18 protein-coding genes are annotated in these 20,100 nt (G+C 70.1%); 11 read left to right on the top strand and 7 right to left on the bottom strand.

Annotated features, from left to right (window positions below; all coding sequences use genetic code 11):
• Nucleotides 1-223: 223 nt before the first annotated feature.
• Entirely contained in the window at nt 224-1,222 is a 999-nt protein-coding gene (locus DEJ27_RS13830) for a LacI family DNA-binding transcriptional regulator (RefSeq protein ID WP_110862576.1), read from the bottom strand.
• Between the two features lie 164 nt (nt 1,223-1,386).
• Here DEJ27_RS13830 and DEJ27_RS13825 point away from each other — a divergent pair, with 164 nt between their 5' ends.
• From DEJ27_RS13825 to DEJ27_RS13810, 4 genes are all read left to right on the top strand, one after another.
• The gene (locus DEJ27_RS13825) at nt 1,387-3,453 is read left to right on the top strand and encodes a glycoside hydrolase family 127 protein (protein ID WP_111091199.1); all 2,067 of its coding nucleotides are present in this window, start codon (nt 1,387-1,389) and stop codon (nt 3,451-3,453) included.
• Complete coding sequence (locus DEJ27_RS13820) at nt 3,450-4,766, top strand: sugar ABC transporter substrate-binding protein (RefSeq protein ID WP_258370364.1); 1,317 nt, start codon at nt 3,450-3,452, stop codon at nt 4,764-4,766. The genes DEJ27_RS13825 and DEJ27_RS13820 overlap by 4 nt, the downstream gene beginning before the upstream one ends.
• Nucleotides 4,767-4,856: 90 nt before the next feature.
• A complete protein-coding gene (locus DEJ27_RS13815) occupies nt 4,857-5,825 on the top strand; it encodes a carbohydrate ABC transporter permease (RefSeq protein ID WP_111091197.1) in 969 nt (322 codons plus the stop codon).
• Nucleotides 5,826-5,829: 4 nt separating this feature from the next.
• Nucleotides 5,830-6,783, top strand: a complete 954-nt coding sequence (locus DEJ27_RS13810; protein ID WP_110862580.1) for a carbohydrate ABC transporter permease — start codon at nt 5,830-5,832, stop codon at nt 6,781-6,783.
• A gap of 165 nt (nt 6,784-6,948) precedes the next feature.
• Here DEJ27_RS13810 and DEJ27_RS13800 read toward each other — a convergent pair whose 3' ends face one another.
• A complete protein-coding gene (locus DEJ27_RS13800; RefSeq protein WP_110862581.1) occupies nt 6,949-7,998 on the bottom strand; it encodes a substrate-binding domain-containing protein in 1,050 nt (349 codons plus the stop codon).
• A gap of 180 nt (nt 7,999-8,178) precedes the next feature.
• On the opposite strand from DEJ27_RS13800, the gene chvE reads away from it, so the two are divergent.
• The 3 genes from chvE (at nt 8,179) to mmsB (ending at nt 12,131) form a co-directional block, all read left to right on the top strand.
• Nucleotides 8,179-9,306, top strand: coding sequence for a multiple monosaccharide ABC transporter substrate-binding protein (chvE, locus tag DEJ27_RS13795; RefSeq protein ID WP_110862582.1), 1,128 nt, complete (start codon nt 8,179-8,181; stop codon nt 9,304-9,306).
• A 103-nt stretch (nt 9,307-9,409) separates the two neighbouring features.
• On the top strand, nt 9,410-10,963 hold the full coding sequence (gene mmsA, locus DEJ27_RS13790) for a multiple monosaccharide ABC transporter ATP-binding protein (RefSeq protein ID WP_111091196.1): 1,554 nt from the start codon (nt 9,410-9,412) through the stop codon (nt 10,961-10,963).
• Nucleotides 10,950-12,131, top strand: a complete 1,182-nt coding sequence (mmsB, locus tag DEJ27_RS13785) for a multiple monosaccharide ABC transporter permease (protein ID WP_027466160.1) — start codon at nt 10,950-10,952, stop codon at nt 12,129-12,131. Before mmsA ends, mmsB begins: the two co-directional genes overlap by 14 nt.
• A gap of 81 nt (nt 12,132-12,212) precedes the next feature.
• Here the strand turns inward: mmsB and DEJ27_RS13780 are convergent, their stop codons facing one another.
• Entirely contained in the window at nt 12,213-13,553 is a 1,341-nt protein-coding gene (locus tag DEJ27_RS13780; protein WP_258370363.1) for an alpha-amylase family glycosyl hydrolase, read from the bottom strand.
• Nucleotides 13,554-13,634: 81 nt separating this feature from the next.
• Between DEJ27_RS13780 and DEJ27_RS13775 the strand changes: the two genes are divergently transcribed.
• Nucleotides 13,635-14,033 carry a DUF3253 domain-containing protein gene (locus tag DEJ27_RS13775; RefSeq protein WP_111091195.1) on the top strand — a complete coding sequence of 133 codons (399 nt, stop codon included), beginning with the start codon at nt 13,635-13,637 and terminating at the stop codon, nt 14,031-14,033.
• Nucleotides 14,034-14,055: 22 nt separating this feature from the next.
• Here the strand turns inward: DEJ27_RS13775 and DEJ27_RS13770 are convergent, their stop codons facing one another.
• Together DEJ27_RS13770 and DEJ27_RS13765 are read right to left on the bottom strand one after the other, a co-directional pair.
• Complete coding sequence (locus tag DEJ27_RS13770; RefSeq protein WP_146238617.1) at nt 14,056-14,442, bottom strand: hypothetical protein; 387 nt, start codon at nt 14,440-14,442, stop codon at nt 14,056-14,058.
• An 11-nt stretch (nt 14,443-14,453) separates the two neighbouring features.
• Complete coding sequence (locus tag DEJ27_RS13765) at nt 14,454-15,047, bottom strand: nucleotidyltransferase domain-containing protein (protein WP_110862586.1); 594 nt, start codon at nt 15,045-15,047, stop codon at nt 14,454-14,456.
• 122 nt (nt 15,048-15,169) lie between these two features.
• Between DEJ27_RS13765 and DEJ27_RS13760 the strand changes: the two genes are divergently transcribed.
• Entirely contained in the window at nt 15,170-16,270 is a 1,101-nt protein-coding gene (locus DEJ27_RS13760; RefSeq protein ID WP_111091194.1) for an SDR family oxidoreductase, read from the top strand.
• 16 nt (nt 16,271-16,286) lie between these two features.
• Here the strand turns inward: DEJ27_RS13760 and DEJ27_RS13755 are convergent, their stop codons facing one another.
• Nucleotides 16,287-17,360: a spore photoproduct lyase family protein gene (locus DEJ27_RS13755; protein WP_111091193.1), complete on the bottom strand. Its 1,074-nt coding sequence runs from the start codon at nt 17,358-17,360 to the stop codon at nt 16,287-16,289.
• A 44-nt stretch (nt 17,361-17,404) separates the two neighbouring features.
• On the opposite strand from DEJ27_RS13755, the gene DEJ27_RS13750 reads away from it, so the two are divergent.
• Together DEJ27_RS13750 and DEJ27_RS13745 are read left to right on the top strand one after the other, a co-directional pair.
• Nucleotides 17,405-17,704 (top strand): biopolymer transporter Tol, encoded by a 300-nt coding sequence (locus tag DEJ27_RS13750; protein ID WP_111091192.1) that lies wholly within the window; start codon nt 17,405-17,407, stop codon nt 17,702-17,704.
• Nucleotides 17,701-18,165 (top strand): hypothetical protein, encoded by a 465-nt coding sequence (locus DEJ27_RS13745; protein ID WP_111091191.1) that lies wholly within the window; start codon nt 17,701-17,703, stop codon nt 18,163-18,165. The genes DEJ27_RS13750 and DEJ27_RS13745 overlap by 4 nt, the downstream gene beginning before the upstream one ends.
• Nucleotides 18,166-18,264: 99 nt before the next feature.
• Here the strand turns inward: DEJ27_RS13745 and DEJ27_RS13740 are convergent, their stop codons facing one another.
• Entirely contained in the window at nt 18,265-20,094 is a 1,830-nt protein-coding gene (locus tag DEJ27_RS13740; RefSeq protein ID WP_111091190.1) for a beta-galactosidase family protein, read from the bottom strand.
• Between the last annotated feature and the right edge of the window lie 6 nt (nt 20,095-20,100).

Here is a 20,100-nt window from a genome sequence, read left to right as displayed (position 1 = left end):
CCACGGCGGACGAGGTCTCGTGACCGCGCGGTCACGAACTGTCGGCTGGAGGTGCGCCGAGCGACGAGTCGTGACCGCACGACCACGGCGGACGGGGTGTCGTGACCGCCCGACCACGGCGGACGAGGTCTCGTGACCGCGCGGTCACGAACTGTCGGCTGGAGGTGCACCGAGCGACGAGTCGTGACCGCACGACCACGGCGGACGGGGTGTCGTGACCGCCCTAGGCGCCGACGGTGCTCTCGCGGATGACGAGCGACGGAGTCACGGCCGCCGACGCCGCCGTCCCGCCGTCGATCAGGGCGAGGAGCGCCTGCCCCGCGACGCGTCCGAGCTCCTCGAGCCGCAGGTCCACGGTGGTCAGCGGCGGCCTCGAGGCGAGCGCCATCACGTCCCAGTCGTCGAACCCGGTCACCGCGACGTCTCCGGGCACCGAACGCCCGAGCTCCCGCAGCCGGTCGCACACTCCCCGGGCGATCTGGTCGCTGCCACAGACGATCGCGTCGACGTCGGGCGACTCCCGAGCGAGCACGTCCACCGCCTGCCGCCCCCAGCGCTCCGACCACTCGCCGTACAGCGGGTCGGTGACCAGGTGCGACCCGAGGACCGACGAGGCACCGGCAACCCGTCGTGCCGCGGACCGGTGTCGCGCCGGCCCCGTCACGATCGCGACCCGCTGCCGTCCGAGCGAACGCACGTGCGAGGCGACGAGTGCCGACCCGGCGGCGTCGTCGAGGGTGATCGACACGTCGGCGTCGTCGGTCGAGGGCGTGAAGGCGTAGACGACGGGGATCGACACGTCGATCGGGGGTCGGGCGTCGGCGGAACGGCCGGTCACGATGATGCCGTCGACGCCGCGGGCCGCCAGGGAGCGCAGGTAGTGGGCCTCGCGCACGTGGTCGTCGCGGGTGTCGCACAGCAGGACGGCCATCCGCCCGGCGGACAGGGCGTCCTCGGCGCCGAGCAGCACCGGGATCGAGAACCGGCCGAACGAGTCGGTGGTGATCATGCCGACGGTGTAGGTCCGCCCCGACGACAGCGCACGGGCCCGGGCATCGCCGACGAACCCGAGCTTCTCGGCGGCTTCCTTCACCCGCAGCCGGGTGGCGTCCCGCAGCTGCCCGGTGCCGTTCAGCGCCTTCGACGCGGTGCCGATCGACACCCCGGCGAGCGCCGCCACGTCGGTGATCCGGATCGGCTGACCGGTGCGTTCGAGCGTCACGGCAACCACCTTTCCGACGATCAGGACGTGCCGATGACCTTACACAAAACCGCCGGGACACCCTTGCGCGGCGTGCACCCCGTGTCGTAACGTCCACGGCAGAAACCGTTTTCCGGCTGGCTCGAACCATTCGGACGGCTCCAGTCACATCGCAAGGAGGCGACATGACCACCACGCTCGCGACCGATCGCGGCGCGCACACAGCGACCCCGGTCCTCCCGACCGCCGACGCGCACCTCACGCTCCGGCCGCTGCCGACCGGCGACGCCCGGATCACCGGCGGCTTCTGGGCGCTCCGCCAGGAGCGCAACGGCCGCGACGCCGTCCGCAGCGGCTACCAGCAGCTGGAGACGGCAGGCAACTTCCGCAACCTCCGCATCGCCGCCGGGCTCGAGGAGGGCGAGGCCGTCGGCCCGATCTTCATGGACTCCGACGTGACGAAGTGGCTCGAGGCCGTGGCGTGGGAGTACGGCCGCGCCCCCGCCGAGGACCTGCTCGACCTGCAGCGCGAGGTCACGGCCCTGTACGCCCGGGCACAGGCCGACGACGGGTACCTGGACTCCGTGCAGCAGGTGCGCGGGAAGGGTGAGCGGTACACGGACCTCAAGTGGAGCCACGAGATGTACTGCGCCGGGCACCTGTACCAGGCGGCCGTGGCCCAGCACCGTGCGACGGGCGACACCGGGCTGCTCGACGTCGCGATCAAGAACGCCGACCACCTGGTCCGCACGTTCGGCGACGGCACCGCACCGGACGGCACGCCGAAGACCCGCGACGTCGACGGCCACCCCGTCGTCGAGATGGGCCTGGTCGAGCTGTACCGCGAGACCGGCAACCGTGACTACCTCGACCTGGCGCACTGGTTCGTCGATGCCCGCGGACACGGCATCATCGAGCGCGCCGGCGGCGAGCCGACGTACTTCTCCGACCGGGTGCCGAGCCGGCAGGCCACGACCGTCGAGGGGCACGCCGTCCGCGCCGTGTACCTGGCGGCGGGTGCCGTGGACGTCGCGATCGAGACCGGTGACACCGAGCTCCTCGCCGCGAGCGAGCGCCAGTTCGCGGACATGATGGCGACGAAGGCCTTCATCACCGGAGGCCTCGGCGCACGCTGGGACTGGGAGGCGTTCGGCGACCCGTACGAGCTGCCCACCGACCGCGGCTACGCCGAGACCTGCGCGGCCATCGGCGGGGTGCAGTGGGCCTGGCGCCTGCTGCTCGCGACCGGCAAGCCGGTCTACGCCGACGCGATCGAGCGAATGCTCTACAACGCGTTCCTCGCCGGGGTGAGCTTGGCCGGCACCGAGTACTTCTACGTGAACCCGCTGCAGCAGCGCGACCACGCCCACCAGGACGAGAACCGCTCCCCTGCCCACGGGCGACGCGGCTGGTTCGACTGCGCCTGCTGCCCGCCGAACATCATGCGCACCTTCGCGAGCCTCGACGGCTACCTGGCCACGGCGACCGACGGCGGGCTGCAGGTCCACCAGTACGCCACCGCCGACCTCGGTTCGGTGCGGGTCGAGACCGACTACCCGCACGACGGCCGCGTCCGCGTCACGGTCACCGAGGACGGCCCGCTCTCCCTGGGCCTGCGGATCCCGGCCTGGTCGGACACCACGACCGTCACCGGTCCGGACGGCTCCGCGAGCCCCACGGCAGGGACGCTGCACGTCGTCGACCGCGAGTGGTCGGCGGGCGACACGGTCGAGCTCGTCTTCGACACGACGCCGCACCGCTACGTCGCCGACGCCCGCATCGACGCCGCCCGCGGGCAGGTCGCGATCGAGCGCGGCCCGCTCGTGTACGCGGTCGAGCAGGCGGACCAGCAGGGCTTCACGGTCGACGACCTGACGGTCGACGCGGACGCTCCGATCACCGAGGAGCGCCGCGACGACCTGCTCGACGGCGTCGTCACGCTGCGGATCCCGGGGCACGCCCCGGCCGAGCACGTGCAGCCGGCCTGGCCGTACCAGCGTCTCGACGCGACCCGGTCTGGGCCCACGCGTGCCGGTTCCGACGCGTCGCGGAGCCTGCGGAGCGACGTGGCGGCCGAGCACGTGGGGAGAGGCGCGGATCACGCCGGAGACGCGACCAACGTCGACGACGCGGCCGGTCCGCAGGGCGCCACCACGGGCCTCCAGGACGTCACCGCGACCGCGGTCCCGTACTACGCGTGGGCCAACCGGGGAGCCGCGCCGATGCGCGTCTGGCTCCCGCTGGCGCGGTGACCGGCGTGGACCGCCGTGCGTTCCTCGTCGGCGGCGTCGCCGGCGGGGCCGCCCTCGCCCTGGCCGGGTGCTCCGGCACCCTGCCGAAGGTCGTCGCGAAGCCCGCGAGCTTCGGGAAGAACGCGATCGGCACCGTGCAGGTGTGGTGCCGGTCGGCGACCCAGGCCGGCCTGACGTCGGCCGTCGCCGGGTTCAACAAGGCGAACCCGGAGCTGCAGGTCCAGCTGACGCCCGTGCCGGATGCGCAGTACGTGACCAAGCTGGCGACCGCGATCCGCGGGGGTGAGCCGCCGGACGTCGTGGACATCGACGACATCAACTCGCAGCTGTTCATCTTCCGCGAGGCGTTCGCCGACCTGACCGACGTGGTCGAGGGCCTCGACTACTTCGACGCGATCTCACCGGGGCACCTGCGCCTGCTCGAGTACCGCGACCGGTACTACGGCCTGCCGTACCTGGCCGACAACTCGCAGCTGTTCGTGAACACCGAGCTGTTCGACCGTGCGGGCCTCGACGTCGAGGAGTCGACGAAGGACCTGTCCACGCTGCTCGACGCGGCGAAGGCCATCCGGAAGCTCGACGACGACGTGTACGGCTGGTCGATCTCCGGCAACGCCGCGGGCATCATCGGCTTCGTCACGCAGCCGCACGTCTGGGCGACCGGGGTCGACATGATGACCGGCGAGGTGGGATCCCAGCGGGCGGACATCACCGGCAACGAGGCCCTCGAACGGATGCTCGAGTTCTACCGGCAGCTGTGGAAGGACGGGGTGCTGTCGAAGGCGACGTACTCCGACGCCGGCACCACGTGGGGTGCCGACTTCCGGGCCGGCAAGGTGGGGATCTTCCCGACCTCGTACGGGGCGACCGTGCCCGCGGCCACGAAGGCGATGCGGGCGAAGATGCAGACGGTGCTCATCCCGTCGTGGGACGGCCAGCGGTCGTTCTTCGACGGCGGCGACAACATGTGCATCCCGAACGGGGCGGCGAACCCGTCCGGCGGGTGGGCGTTCATGCAGTACGCGAACGGGCTCCAGCAGCAGCAGGCGCTGCCGGACGGCGGGTACTTCCCGACGCGGTCCGACGCCGCCACCCCGGAGTACCGCAAGCGGTTCCCGCTGGCGTACGGGCCGCTCGACGCCATCGACAAGGGCTACGCACCGCAGACGCTGGCGTACAACCTGCTCAACAACCAGCCGTCGTCGCCGTACTTCGCGATGTTCCGCGAGGCCGTGTTCGGGTCGGGGAGCGCTGCCGCCATGCGGACGGCGCAGTCCGACTACCAGCGGATCCTCGACCAGGTGCAGGCCTGAGCCTGCTCCTGCTCCGCTCGTCTCGCTCGTCTCGCTCGTCTCGCTCGTCTCGCTCGTCTCGCTCTTGTTGATGCACAGAGAGGTGCACGCATGTCGACCATCTCCACCCGGCGCCCCGCCGGCCGGACCGGCGCGGGCCGCCCCACCGTGGGCCGCGGCCCGGGGCGTGGCGGCTCCGTCCGGACCCGCAACTCGCTCACCCACCCGCCGCGCACCGGCGCCGTCCTCGTCGCCCCGGCGATCCTGTTCGTCGCCGTCTTCGTGCTCGTCCCGCTCGTGTTCGCGCTCTACATCTCGTTCACGAACTGGCCCCTGATCGGCCCGTACCGGTTCATCGGGCTGCAGAACTACCTGACGCTGTTCCAGGACCCGACGTTCGTGCACGCGATCGGCTACACGCTGCTGTACACGGCGATCGTGACCCTGCCGATCCTGGCGCTCGGGTACTTCCTCGCCGTGCTCGTCCGCGCACGCCGCCGTGGCAGCACGGTGCTGCGGACGGTGTTCTTCCTGCCGTACGTGGTCGGGCTGACGACGCTCTCGTTCATGCTCGTGCTCGAGGCGCAGCCGAACTCCGGGGCCGTCAACATGGTGCTCCGGTGGCTCGGGATCACCGACGGCAGCACCGCGTGGCTCGTGAACGGTCCGCTGGCGACGCTGCTCATCTGCGTGCTCGTGGTCTGGGCGGTGTCCGGGCTGACCATGGTGCTGCTCATGTCGGCGATGCAGGGCGTCCCCGACGAGGTCTACGAGTCGGCGCAGCTCGAGGGGGCCTCCTGGTGGCAGACCGAACGCCTCATCACGTTCCCGATGATCCGCTCGACCGTCGCGCTGAGCGTCATCATCTCGGTGATCGGCTCGCTGCTCGCCTTCAACCAGTTCTACATCCTGACCCAGGGCGGGCCGGGTACCGAGACCACCACGATCGTGAACGCGATCTACAACCGCGGGTTCGTGAACCTGCAGCTCGGGGCCGCGACCGCCCAGTCGATCGCCCTCGTCGTGGTGATCGCCGCCGTGACGGTGTTCCAGTTCTGGGCACTGCGAGAGAAGGACTGACGCCATGAGCACCACGACCTCCCGTGCGGCCCTCGCGGCGCCGGACCTGTCCACCAGGGCCCTGACCACCACGGGTGACGGCCGACGTCGGCGCCACCAGCAGGGCAGCGTCCAGCACCCCCGCGACACCACCGTCAAGCGCACCCTGTACGCGATCGCCGGCATCGGTTCGGCCCTCGTGTTCGGCGTCCCGCTCGTCTGGTCGATCCTGCGGGCGTTCCAGTCCGAGGCCGTCATCACGCAGGCCCCGGACCCGGCGACGTTCTTCCAGCTCGGGTGGCAGAACTTCACCGCCGTGTTCGCCTCGTCCTCGCACCTGCTCACCGGCGTCGTGAACTCGCTCATCGTGTCGATCGCCACGGCGGTGCTGACCGCGGTGATCGCGACGATGGCCGGCTACGGGTTCGCCCGCTTCCGGTTCCGGGGCGCCGGGCTCGTGTTCGGCCTGGTGCTGCTGACGATGATGGTGCCGTTCCAGGCCATCCTCACGCCGCTGTACCTCGAGATGAACGCGATGGGGCTGACGAACTCGCTGCTCGGGCTCGTGCTGTTCTACACGACCGTGAACCTGCCGTTCGGGGTGTTCGTGATGCGGAACGCGTTCGAGTCGATCCCCACCGAGCTCGAGGACTCGGCCTTCGTCGACGGGGCCTCGCGCTTCCGGGTCGTGGTGTCGGTGCTCCGCCCGCTGCTCCTGCCGGGGGCGGCGACCGCGGCGCTCTACGCGTTCCTGGCGTCGTGGACGGAGTTCCTCGGAGCCCTGACGTTCCTGACGAAGGACTCGCTGTACACGCTGCCGGTCGCGCTGCTCAACCTGCAGACCGGGGCGTACGGGCAGGTGTCGTACGGCAACCTCGTCGCCGGGTCGGTGGTGGCGATGATCCCGTGCATCGCGCTGTACGTCGGGTTGCAACGGTTCTACGTCGCCGGGCTGTCGTCCGGGGCGTTGAAGGGCTGACGGTCGGGTCAGCTCGCCGGCGGCGCCCCTCGCACCGTGCGAGGGGCGCCGCCGAGCGCGCCGCCGAGCGCGCCGCCGAGCGCGCCGCCGAGCGCGCCGCCGAGCGCGCCGCCGAGCGCGCGGCGGAGCCGGCGCGGTGCGGACCTCGCACGGTACGAGGGGTCGCTACGTGCTGCGCCGCACCACCAGCTCGGGCGCGAGCAGCGTCTCGTCGCGGGGATCCCCCTCGACCAGGGCCCGCACGGTGTCGAGCACCCGCTCCCCCATCGCCCGGAAGTCCTGCCGCACGGTGGTCAGCGGCGGCGTGAAGTGCGCGGCCTCGGGGACGTCGTCGAAGCCCACGACCGCGATGTCGTCGGGCACCCGCAGCCCCTCGTCGGCGAAGGCGTGCAGCACGCCGAGCGCCATCTGGTCGTTGCCCGCGAAGACGGCGTCGACCGTCCCCACGTCGATGTGCCGTGCGGCCGCGAAGCCGCTCGCCGGGGTCCAGTCGCCCTCGAGCACGACCGGTTCGAGCCCGGCGTCCTGCATGATCCGCACGTAGGTGGCGCGGCGCACCTCGGACTCCTGCGACACGTGCGGCCCGGCGATGTGCACGATCCGGCGGTGTCCGCGGTCGAACAGGTGCTGCATGACGAGCGAGGTGCCGGCCGCCTGGTCGATGGCGACGGCGGCGACACTCGGCGCGACCGGGGTCCGGACCGCGTCGCGCTGCACGGCGTTCGACACCACGACGGGCACCGTGACCGGCACGGTGAGCGACGCGAGGGCGTCGAGCACCCGGTTGTCCGCGGCGACCAGCACGATCGCGGCGACGTCCTGCGCGAGCAGCGTGGTGAGCGCCCCGGACAGGTCGGACGGCCGCGGCTCTTCCGGCAGGGTCGACAGCAGCACGTGGTAGCCGGCGGAGCGCGCGGCCCGTTCGAAGCCGATCGAGGTGCTCGACGGGCCGTACAGCGCGTCGCCGGCGGTGATGATGCCGAGCGCCTTGCTCCGCCCACCGGCGAGCGCCCGGGCGGCGGCGCGGGGCCGGTACCCGAGCTCGGTGACGGCGTCGGTGACCTGCGTCCGGTACTGCTCGCGGACGGTCGGGTCGCCGTTGATCACGCGGGAGACGGTCTGGTGGGACACGCCGGCGCGTTCGGCGACGTCGAAGATCGTCGGGGCCTTCCGGCGTTTGCCGCCCCTGCCCTCGGGGGCGGTCGTGGTGCTCACGTGGCCAACCGTACCGCTCGGTCCGGCCGCCGCGGCAAGATCACGAAACGGCGGTGTTGAGTTGACACCCCGTCACGGAACCCACAAGATGTGAGCGCTCACACGAGCGCATCCCGCGGGGCACAGCAGCCCCGGCACCCGACCGCGTCGAGGACGACGCGAAGGAACAGAGGTACTTCGATGATGAAGCGCAGGATCATCGCGGGCGTCGCAGCCGTCGGCATCGCGATCTCGCTGGCCGCTTGCTCGGCCGGCGGCCGTGCGTCCACCGATGGTGGCGGCAGCGGTGACAACAAGGGCGCCCTCGTCGGCGTCGCCATGCCCACCAAGGTCTCCGAGCGGTGGATCAAGGACGGCAACGCCGTCAAGAGCGACCTCGAGAAGGCCGGCTACAAGGTCGACCTCGAGTACGGCGACAACAAGGTCCAGCAGCAGGCCCAGCAGGTCAGCAACATGATCACCAAGGGCGCGAAGGTCCTGATCATCGCGTCGATCGACGGTGGCGCGCTCTCCGACCAGCTCGACGCCGCCGCCAAGGCCGGCATCAAGGTGATCTCGTACGACCGTCTGCTCACGGGCAACGAGAACGTCGACTACTACGTGTCCTTCGACAACGAGAAGGTCGGCGTCGACCAGGCGAACAGCCTGCTCACCGGCCTGGGTGTGCTCGACGCGGACGGCGAGAAGACCGGCGAGAAGGGCCCCTTCAACATCGAGGTCTTCGCCGGCTCGCTCGACGACAACAACGCGGGCTTCTTCTTCAACGGCGCCATGAAGACGCTCAAGCCGTACCTCGAGGACGGCACGCTGAAGATCCAGTCCGGCCAGGACGAGCTGTCCCAGGCCGCGACGCAGCAGTGGGACCCGGCGACGGCCAAGGCCCGCATGCAGAACCTGGTCGCCAAGTCCTACTCGGGCGGCACCACGCTCGACGGCGTGCTCTCGCCGTACGACGGCATCTCGATCGGCATCATCTCGGCGCTCCAGGGCGCCGGGTACGGCACGAGCGACCGTCCGCTCCCGACCGTCACGGGCCAGGACGCCGAGGCCGCCTCGGTCAAGTCGATCATCGCCGGCCAGCAGTACTCGACGATCTACAAGGACACGCGCAAGCTCGCCAAGCAGTCGGTCACCATGGCCGAGGACCTGCTCACCGGCAAGAAGCCCGAGGTCAACGACACGAAGAGCTACGACAACAAGGTCAAGGTCGTCCCGACCTTCCTGTTCCAGCCGACGGTCGTCACGAAGGACAACTACAAGGAAGTCCTCGTGGACTCGGGGTACTACACCGAAGCCGACCTGAAGTAGTCAGGCCCATCTCACGGACCGGAGGCGCGGTGCCAGCTGCGCACCGCGCCTCCAGTCCGTCTCCACCAGCGCGCCCACGCGCGCACGACGGAAAGGCGTCCACATGGCGGACACCATCCTCGAGATGCGGGACATCACCAAGACGTTCCCCGGCGTCAAAGCCCTGCAGGGCGTCTCGATCGAGGTCGAGCGCGGCCAGGTCCACGCGATCTGCGGCGAGAACGGCGCGGGCAAGTCGACGCTCATGAAGGTGCTGTCGGGTGTCTACCCGGCCGGCTCCTTCGACGGCGAGATCCTGCTCGACGGCGAACCCGTGCGGTTCGCGAACATCAACGACTCCGAGGCTGCGGGCGTCGTGATCATCCACCAGGAGCTGGCGCTCAGCCCCTTCCTGTCGATCGCCGAGAACATCTTCCTCGGCAACGAGCAGTCCAAGGGCGGCTTCATCGACTGGAACAAGACGAACCTGACGGCCGCCGAACTGCTCAAGCGGGTCGGGCTGAAGGACAACCCCGTCACCAAGGTCGTCGACCTCGGTGTCGGCAAGCAGCAGCTCGTCGAGATCGCGAAGGCGCTCTCGAAGGAGGTGAAGCTCCTCATCCTCGACGAGCCCACCGCCGCGCTGAACGACGACGACTCCGCGCACCTGCTCGAGCTCATCCGCTCGCTGCAGGCCGAGGGCATGACGGCGATCATCATCAGCCACAAGCTCAACGAGATCAAGGCGATCGCGGACAAGGTCACGATCATCCGCGACGGCAAGACCATCGAGACGCTCGACATGCGGGCCGACGACGTGTCCGAGGACCGGATCATCCGCGGGATGGTCGGCCGTGACCTGTCGAACCGGTACCCCGAGCGCGAGAACCCCGTCATCGGCGAGGAACTGCTGCGGATCGAGGACTGGACCGTCCACCACCAGCTCGACTCGTCGCGCGAGATCATCCACCAGGCCAACCTCAACGTCCGCGCCGGCGAGGTCGTCGGCATCGCCGGGCTCATGGGCGCCGGCCGCACGGAACTCGCGATGAGCGTCTTCGGCCAGTCCTACGGCACCGGCATCAGCGGCACCGTCTACAAGCGCGGCACCCCGATCAAGACGCACACCGTCTCGCAGGCGATCGACAACGGCATCGCCTACGTCACCGAGGACCGCAAGCGCTACGGCCTGAACCTGATCGACGACATCAAGCGGAACATCTCCGGGTCGGCGCTCGGCAAGCTCGCGAACTGGGGCTTCGTGAACTCCTCCGAGGAGACCACGGTGGCGAGCCAGTTCCTCAAGAGCCTCAACATCAAGGCGCCGAACGTCGACGTCGTGACGGGGAAGCTCTCCGGCGGGAACCAGCAGAAGGTCGTCCTGTCGAAGTGGATGTACGCCGACCCCGACGTGCTCATCCTCGACGAGCCGACCCGCGGCATCGACGTCGGCGCGAAGTACGAGATCTACACGATCATCAACCAGCTCGCCGGCCAGGGGAAGGCGGTCATCGTGATCTCCTCCGAGCTCCCCGAACTGCTCGGCATCTGCGACCGCATCTACACCCTCTCCGAGGGCACCATCACGGCCGACGTCCCGCGCGCCGAGGCGACGCCCGAGGTCCTCATGCAGTACATGACCCAGGAACGGGAGACCCCTGTCAATGAACGCGCTTAAGTCCGCCGTCGGCTACCTCACCGGGCAGCTCCGACAGATCGGCCTGTTCATCGCGCTGATCGTCATCGTCATCTTCTTCCAGGTGACCACGAACGGCATCACGCTGGCCCCGATCAACGTCTCGAACCTGATCGTCCAGAACAGCTACATCCTCATCCTGGCCATCGGCATGGTCATGGTCATCATCGCCGGCCACATCGACCTGTCGGTCGGCTCGGTGGTCGCCTTCACCGGTGCCATGGCCGGCGTGATGATCACGCAGTGGAACATCCCGTGGCCGATCGCGGTCGTGCTCTGCCTGGTGGTCGGTGCGCTCGTCGGCGCCTGGCAGGGCTTCTGGATCGCGTACTTCGGGATCCCGGCGTTCATCGTGACGCTGGCGGGCATGCTCGCGTTCCGCGGTGCGGCGCAGATCGTCCTGCAGAACCAGCAGATCTCGCCGTTCCCAGCCGGCTTCCGCTCGCTCGGCTCCGGCTTCCTGCCGTCCTTCGGCACCACCGGGTACGAGCCGCTCACGATGATCCTCGGCTTCGCCGCCGCGGCCGTCATGGTGATCGCCGCGTTCCGCGGTCGCATCACGCGTCGCAAGTACCAGCTCGAGAGCGAGCCGTTCGCCTGGTTCATCGTGAAGACGGCGTTCGGCGCCGTGCTCGTGATCTACGTGGCACTCCTGCTCGCCAGCTACAACGGCACCCCGATCGTGCTCGTCGTGCTCGGTGCCCTCGTGGTGATCTACTCGGTCGTCATGCGGAGCGCGGTGTTCGGCCGCCACATCTACGCGATCGGTGGCAACGCCCTGGCCGCGCAGCTGTCGGGTGTGAAGACGAAGCGCGTCACGTTCCTGCTCTTCGTCAACATGGGTGTCATCTCGGCCCTGGCGGGCGTGGTCTTCACCGGCCAGCTCAACCTGGCGGCGCCGGGCGCTGGCAACGGCTTCGAGCTCGACGCCATCGCCGCCGTCTTCATCGGTGGTGCTGCCGTCACCGGCGGCATCGGCACCGTGCCGGGTGCCATCGTCGGTGGTCTGATCATCGGCCTGCTGAACAACGGCATGTCGATCCTCGGTGTCGGCACCGAGTTCCAGTCCCTGATCAAGGGTCTGGTGCTGCTCGCCGCCGTCGCGTTCGACGTGTTCAACAAGCGCCGGGCGGCATCCGCGCGCAAGTAGCGGTCGTGCGTTCGCGCGTTCGCGCGTTCGCTTCGTGAGCAGGAACGGTCGGGTCCTCGATGGGGACCCGACCGTTTCTGCTCACGATCGCGACAGGACGGCCCAACCCCCGGCCGGGAGGCGCAGGGTCCCGTCCCCGAGATCGGCACCGCCCGCCTCGACCTGCGTCGCGTCGGCCACGGGCACCTCGACGGGATCGTCCGACAGGTTCAGGGCGGTCACCACGGCGGCGTCCGCCGTCGCGGTCCGCAGCACCACGGCGGTGTTGGTCAGGTGCACGACGTCGGTGTGCGCGCGGTGCAGCCACGGGTTCCGGCGACGCAGGGCGATGAGCGCCTCGTACGCGTGGGTCAGGTCCGTCGGCTCCGGCACCTCGGCCGGGAACTCCGGGCGGACCGCGTCGTCGCCGCCCTCGCGTTCCTCCTTCACCCCGGCCCAGCCGTACTCGTCGCCCGCGTAGACCACCGGGGTCCCCGCCACCGTGAACAGCACCGCGGCGGCGTGCCCGGCGAACCGGTCCCCCACCGCGCTCGCGATCCGGGAGACGTCGTGGTTGCCGACGAACGTCGTCGGGGCGAAGGTGGGCAGCAGGGCGTCGTGCCGCTCGATCGCGTGCGCGAGCTCGTGGCCGTTGCGGTCCGCGATGCCGTGCCAGATCCCCTGCCACAGCTCGTACTGGGTCAGCGAGTCCATCGTCGAGTCGCGCGCGATCGCCGCCGCGTCACCGTGGATCACCTCGCCGCTGAACCAGGCGTCCGGGAACCGCTCCCGCACCCGCGGCAGCACCCGTGCCCAGAACGCCGGCGGCACCGCGTACGCCGCGTCGAGTCGCCAGCCGTCCACCCCGCGGTCCAGCCAGTGCGTCATGACCTGCACCACGAGGTCCTCGGTGGCGCGGCTGTCGTGGTCGAGCGCGACGAGGATGTCGTGGCCTTCGAACAGCCCGACGGGCACGGGCTCCCCCGGCTGCCACCCGGACCAGTCGATGGCGAACAGGTCGGCGGTCGGCGCCTCCGGGCCGTGGTCGGACAACGCGCGGAAGGCCGGGTGCTCCCGGCCGACGTGGTTGAACACCCCGTCCAGCAGCACCCGCACGCCCCGCTCGTGCGCCGCCGTCACCAGGGCGTCGAAGTCGGCGTCGTCGCCCAGGCGCGGGTCGATGCGGAAGTGGTCGACCGTGTCGTACCCGTGGGTCGAGCTCGCGAACACCGGTCCGAGCAACAGACCGTTCAGACCGAGGTCGACGACGTGGTCGAGCCACTCGGTCAGGCGGTCGAGACGGTGTCCGAGCGGACGCTCCCCCACCGGTGACGTCGGACGGACCTCGGCGCCGACGAAGCCGAGCGGGTAGACGTGCCACCACATCACGTGCTGGACCCAGGCCGGTTCGGACGGACGGGCAGGGACGGTGTCGGGGTTCACCGCTCCGATGCTGCCAGGCGCACCTGGACCGTGTGCGTGGTCGCTGTGTACCGACGTGCTCGGCGGGACGATGATGGGGACATGGGACGGGCGATCAGGACGGAAGCCGATGCGTCGGCGTCGGAGTCGGCACACGCCGACCGCACCTGTGCCTCGTGCGGGCGACGGATGCCGTCGTCGGCGGCGCCGGAGGCGAAGTGGTGTTCGAGCGCCTGCCGCCGACACGGTCTCGACGACACCGACCGGGCTCTGGAGCAGCGCATCGACGAACTGCTCGCGGCGCGGGCACGGACCTCGAGCATCTGCCCGTCCGAAGTCGCACGTTCGCTGAACCCGGACGACTGGCGACCGCTGATGGAGCCGGCACGTCGAGCCGCCCGGCGCATGGTCGCGCGCGGCGAGGTCGAGATCACCCAGGGCGGGTCCGTCGTCGACCCGTCGACCGCCAAGGGTCCGATCCGCATCCGCCGTCCGCGGTGATCAGGGGCGCGGCGTGCCCGTTTCAGGTGCGCTCGTGGACCGTACGGATGAGCCGTTCGAGTGCGGTCACCAGCGCCCGTGTCTTCTCCTGCGTCACACGCGACGTCGAGTACTGGAAGTTCGTCTTCTCATCGGTCAGGCGCTTGAAGTGCAGGCCGGGTCGCGTGTCCGGTGCGCAGGCCGCGTCGAGCAGGCGTCGAGCGGCGGCGTGGTCGTCGCCGAGGTGGTGGTAGCCGAGGATCGCACCGCAGATCGCGTCCGACGCCGCGATCCCGCCGAGCACAGCGTTCGCGCCGGCGGCCTTCCAATCCGCGTGACTCGTCGACTCGACGTAGAGGAGCGCGACCTCGAGGTAGGACTCCGCTTCGTCTCGGCGCATCGCGACTGCGGCCCTGTCGACGGCGCGCACGCGGGCACCCATCAGATGTACGTCCTGATCTCCTCGCCGAAGACTGTTCGGGCTTCTTCTCGCCACGACCCGACGAGCGGGTCTCCCTCGGCCACGAACCGACGGAGATCAGCGCGGGTCACGTCGAAGACCTGGCACTCGTTGCCGGTCCACCGCCGGACGAGGTCACCGAGGCGGACGACGACGTCGATGTCGACGGTCTGCTCGAAGACGACGAGGAGGTCCAGGTCGGACGTCGGCGTCGCGGTGCCCCGGGCCACTGAACCGAAGATCGAGACCGAGAGGACCCCGGCCCGCGCCGACTCGACGTACGCGCCGATGCGACGTTCGAGTTCGTCGCCGGCTTCGAGTCCGAGTTCCACCGCCGGCCAGAGCAGGTGTTCCCGGTTGACCCGGTAGGCCGAGTGCTGCAGACCGCGCTCGACCTGCACGAGCCCTGCTGCCTCGAGCTTGTCGAGCGCTCGTTTGATGCCGGTGTGCTGCGGAGCGCCCGCGACCCGTGCAACCTGTCGTCCGGTCATGCCGGAATCGGTCCGGGCGAGGACGCGGAGCGCGTCGGCCTGTGTGGCTCCCAGCAGCGTGGCGAGTGGTTGCACGAGTTGCATGTCGAGTCCTCCGCAAGGAGTGTACCGCTCAACGGTACAAGTGGTGCGTTATTGTGCACACTGGACTGGGACCGGGACGCAGTGAGGGAACACGTGTCGTCCACTGTGGGTTGCATCGAGGGATGACTGCAACCGGATCGACCGAACAGACTCCTGCCCGCCGCGAAGCCCTGGTCGTCGGAGCCAGTGGCATCACCGGTTCCGCCCTGGTACGCCACCTGCTCGACCTCGGCTGGGACGTGACGGCACTCTCCCGCCGGCCGCTCGCCGAACAGGGCGTCCGCACCGTCGCGGCCGACCTGCGTGCTCCCGACAGCCTGGCGGCCGCACTCGCCGACGAGCACCCGACCCACGTCTTCTTCACCGCCTGGCAGCGGCAGGACACCGAGGCGGAGAACATCCGCGTGAACGGCGGCATGGTCCGCGACCTGCTCGCGGCGCTGTCGCACGCTCCGCTCGAGCACGTCGCCCTCGTCACCGGCCTGAAGCACTACCTCGGCCCGTTCGAGGCGTACGCCGCCGGCGAGATGCCCGACACCCCCTTCCACGAGGAGGAGCCGCGCCTCGACACCCCGAACTTCTACTACGCGCAAGAGGACGAACTCTTCGCCGCCGCCGAGCGCCAGGGGTTCACCTGGTCCGTGCACCGCTCGCACACCGTGATCGGGCACGCGGTCGGCAACGCCATGAACATGGGCCTCACGCTCGCCGTGCAGGCCACGCTGGCGAAGGAACTCGACCTGGACTTCGTGTTCCCGGGCAGTGAGGCGCAGTGGAACGGCCTGACCGACATGACCGACGCCGGGATCCTCGCCGAGCACATGGTGTGGGCCTCGACGTCGCCCGAGGGTGCGGACGAGCCGTTCAACATCGTCAACGGCGACGTCTTCCGGTGGCGCTGGATGTGGCCGCGCCTGGCCGCGCACCTCGGTGTCGATCCCACGCGCGTGGTGGGCTACGAGGACGCTCCGCGACCGCTCCAGGAGCAGATGGCGCCGTACGAGTCCGAGTGGGCCGGTATCGCCGAGCGCCACGGTCTCGCCGAGGCCGACATCACCCGGCTCGCCTCGTGGTGGCACACCGACGCCGACCTCGGTCGAGCGATGGAGGTCGTCACCGACATGGGGAAGAGCCGCGACGCCGGGTTCACGGCGTTCCGCCGGACCGAGCAGGCCTTCGCGGACCTGTTCGACCGGTACCGGACGGACCGGCTCATCCCCTGATCGGGGAGGTCGCCGATCAGAAGGCGTACCGGATCCGGCACGACGGCAGGTGCTCGGCCACGAGTTCGCGGAAGCGCTCGACGAGCTGCCCCTTCATGCCGGACCGGTAGCGCACGTTCACGGCACCGTTCTGGGACACCTTCTGCTCCTGCAGGTCCGGACGCCACAGCAGGTCCTCGGCCCTGGGGTGCCACCCGAGGTTGACCTCGTGCAGGGGCTGGTTGTGGGTCAGGAAGATCACCTCGGCCGCGAGCTGCGCCTTGGCGGCCGGGGACAGCACGTCGTCGACCTGCCGGAGCAGCTCGGCCCAGTCCGACTCCCACGTCGGCGTGAGGATGACCGGCGAGAAGTTCAGGTGGACCTCGTACCCGGCGTCGACGAAGTCGTTCACCGCGGCGATCCGCTCGGCGATCGGGCTCGTGCGGATGTCGGTGACCTTCGCGGTCTCGTGCGGCATCAGTGAGAAGCGGATCCGGGTCCGGCCCATCGGGTCCCAGTCGAGCAGGTCACGGTTGACGTACTTGGTCGCGAACGACGCCTTGGCCGTTGGGGTCATCCGGAACAGGTCGCAGAGGTCACGGACGTTGTCGCTGATCATCGCGTCGACCGAGCAGTCGCTGTTCTCGCCGATGTCGTAGACCCAGGCTTCCGGGTCGCACTGGTTCGGTTCGGTCTTCGGTCCCTGCTTGGCGATGTTCCGCGCCACGTGCTTCGTGATCTGGTCGATGTTCGCGAACACGGTCACCGGGTTGCTGTAGCCCTTGCGCCGCGGCACGTAGCAGTACGCGCACGCCATCGCGCAGCCGTTCGCGGTGGACGGTGCGATGAAGTCGGCCGAGCGACCGTTCGGCCGCGTCACCAGCGACTTCTTCACGCCGAGCACGAGCGCCTCGGTCTTGATCCGCACCCAGCGCTGGACGTTCCGTTCGTCGCCGTGCACCTCGGGGATGTTCCAGTGCGACTCGACCGGGACGATCTCGGCGTCCGGCCAACGCCCGACGATCTCCTGCCCGCGCTGCAGTTCGAGGGCGGCCGGCTCGGCGTAGATGCGTCGGACGTCGAGCATCGGGCGGACGCGTTCGTGGCTCATCGGCTCCTGTCTACCCGGCACCACCGACGGTGCAGACTCGGACCATGACCGCCGAACCCGACGACCACTTCTTCGTCGTGGACGGCCGACGCTGGCGCCGCACCGACCCCGCCCTGCCCGAGGAACTCGCCGCCGCACTCCGCTCCCACCTGGGGCGCGGGCGGAACGCGGTGAAGACCGCGAAGCGCGCGGGCAACGACGAGGCCCTGGCGGCGGCACGGCACCGGAACGGCTTGGCGAAGCACGGGCTGGGCGAACGCGGCCCCGAGTGGTGGTCCCGCCCCGAGGCCGACCGGATCGCCGACGCCGAGCGCGCCCTCGCCGACCTGGACGCCCTGCCGTGACCACGATCCGTCCGCCTCGCCTGGACCACGTCCTGACCGTCGTCGTCTCCGGCCCGGTGATCATCGGGACCGGAGTCACACTCGCGAGCGTGGCCTTCGTACCCGGAGCATCGGCGAGGGTGTTCGTCTTCATCCTCGGTGCCGCCTTCATCGCCGGTGGGATCTGGGCCACGGCCAGGACCCGACACGTCGCCGTGCACCTGTCCGACGACACGCTCCGGTACTCGGGCTTCTTCGTGTCGTGGACTGCTCCACGCGCAGAGATCACGATGGTGCTCGACGACGCGTTCGTCGAGTGGCGCGACGATCACGGGGCCGAACACCGACGGCAGATCTGGCTGCTGACCAGGGCACGGGAGGACGACGGCACGAAGTTCGCTCCGCTCTGGCGGTGGCGACACGAGGCACTGCTCGAGGTTCGAGCGTGGGTAGCGACTCGCGAGGTCCGAAACCTCCCATAACGCCCGCGATGGAAAGCAGAATCGGGCGTACCTGGTCGAAACTTCCGACCGGGTACGCCCGATTCGACCAGGTACGCCCGGTTCGACCAGGGCGCGCGACTAAGCCTCGGTGTGGCCCAGGTCGGGCTCGACGAGCAGGCACGCTGTGCGGGAAGCGGCGGCGTGCAGTTCGAGCACGACGAGCTCGTTGTGACCGTGGCGGAGCACCGGCCCCGGGATCGCCAGGGTCTGCTGCGGGCCTCGCGACCAGTACCGACCGAGGCAGAACCCGTTGACCCAAGCGACACCCTTCCGGAACCCGTCGAGCGACAGGTACCGGTCGTCCACGGTGTCGAGTTCGAACGAGCCAGCCGCGAACGTCGGTCCGGCGAGCACGTCGCCACCGGTCGGGGCGACCTCGGACAGCGCGGTCACGGCGGCAGGTGCGATGGGGTCGAGGGCGAGCGGCGATGCCGTCCACCGGGCCACCCGTGCGCCGTCGATCGAGACGCCGCCGATCAGGCCCTTCGGCTCGCCGATGCGGACGCCGTAGTCGACGCGGCCCTGGTCCTCGACGAGGAGTTCGAGCGTGCCGGTCACCGGCGGCAGGGCGATTGCGCGGTCGTGGTGCTCACGCTCCAGGACCCCGACGACGACACCGTCGGCCGACACGATCGCTCGGTCGCGCACCTCGGTGCCGACGGTCAGCACCCCTCCGGCGGGCAGGTCGACCTCGGCGCGGTACGCGACGAAGCCGCTCGCGGCCCCGAGGGAGTCGAAGGTCGGCGGCTCGTCGTGCGCGGACCACGCCGTGAGGGCGGGCAGCAGGGAGCGGAGCGACGCCACGCGGTCCAGGCGGACGGCGAGGTCCGTGGCGGGGGTGACCCGGGCCTCCAGACCGACTCCGTCCGCCGCATCGGACGCGAGTCGACCCGATCCACCCGGCTCCATCGTCGCGGGCAGCGGCGGGACGGGCGCGTACCGCGCGATCACCGAGCGGAACGCGTGGAACTTCTCGGTCGGCCGGCCGGCCTCGTCGAGCGGGGCGTCGTAGTCGTACGACGTCGCGATCGGGCGGTAGACGCCCTTGTCGTTCGCGCCGTTCGTGAAGCCGAAGTTCGTGCCGCCGTGGAACATGTAGATGTTCACCGAGCCGCCGGCGGCGAGCAGGACGTCGAGGTCCTCGGCACTGGCGGACGCCGGCGTGGTGTGGTGGTGCTCGCCCCAGCTGTCGAACCAGCCATCCCAGAACTCCGAGCACATCAGGGGCCCGGTGGGCTGGGCCTGCCGCAGGCGCTCGAGCCGGGCGGCGGAGCGTGAGCCGAACGAACCGGTCTTGTGCAGCGAGGGCAGGGAGCCGTCCTCGAGCATGGTGCCCATCGGCTGGTCGACGCTCGTGAAGGCGACGGTCAGCCCGATGTCGCGGTGCATCTGCTCGAGTGCGCGCAGGTACTCGGGGTCGGAGCCGTAGGCGCCGTACTCGTTCTCGACCTGCACCAGGACGATGGGCCCGCCCTGGTCGATCTGCCGCGGGACCAGCACGGGGGCCAGGTGCTGCAGGTACGTCTCGACCGCTGCGAGGAACCCGGGCTCGTTGCGCCGGACGCCCACGGTGCCGTCCGCGAACAACCAGTACGGCAGTCCGCCGTTCGTCCACTCGGCGCAGATGTAGGGGCCGGGGCGGACGATGGCGTGCATGCCCTCGGCGGCCACGAGGTCGAGGAAGCGACCGAGGTCCAGGCCACCCGACAGGTCGAACACCCCGGGCGACGGCGCGTGTGCGTTCCAGGCGACGTAGGTCTCGATGGTGTTGAGGCCCATCAGCTTCGCCTTGCGGATCCGGTCGGCCCACAGGTCGGGGTGCACGCGGAAGTAGTGGATCGCGCCGGACAGGACCCGGTGCGGCTCGCCGTCGAGCAGGAAGTCGGTGTCGCCGATGGCGAAGCGCATGGTGTG

This window comes from Curtobacterium sp. MCPF17_018 (assembly GCF_003234135.1).
Taxonomy (GTDB): Bacteria; Actinomycetota; Actinomycetes; order Actinomycetales; family Microbacteriaceae; genus Curtobacterium; species Curtobacterium flaccumfaciens.
This window is presented reverse-complemented; position numbering and strand designations above follow the sequence as displayed.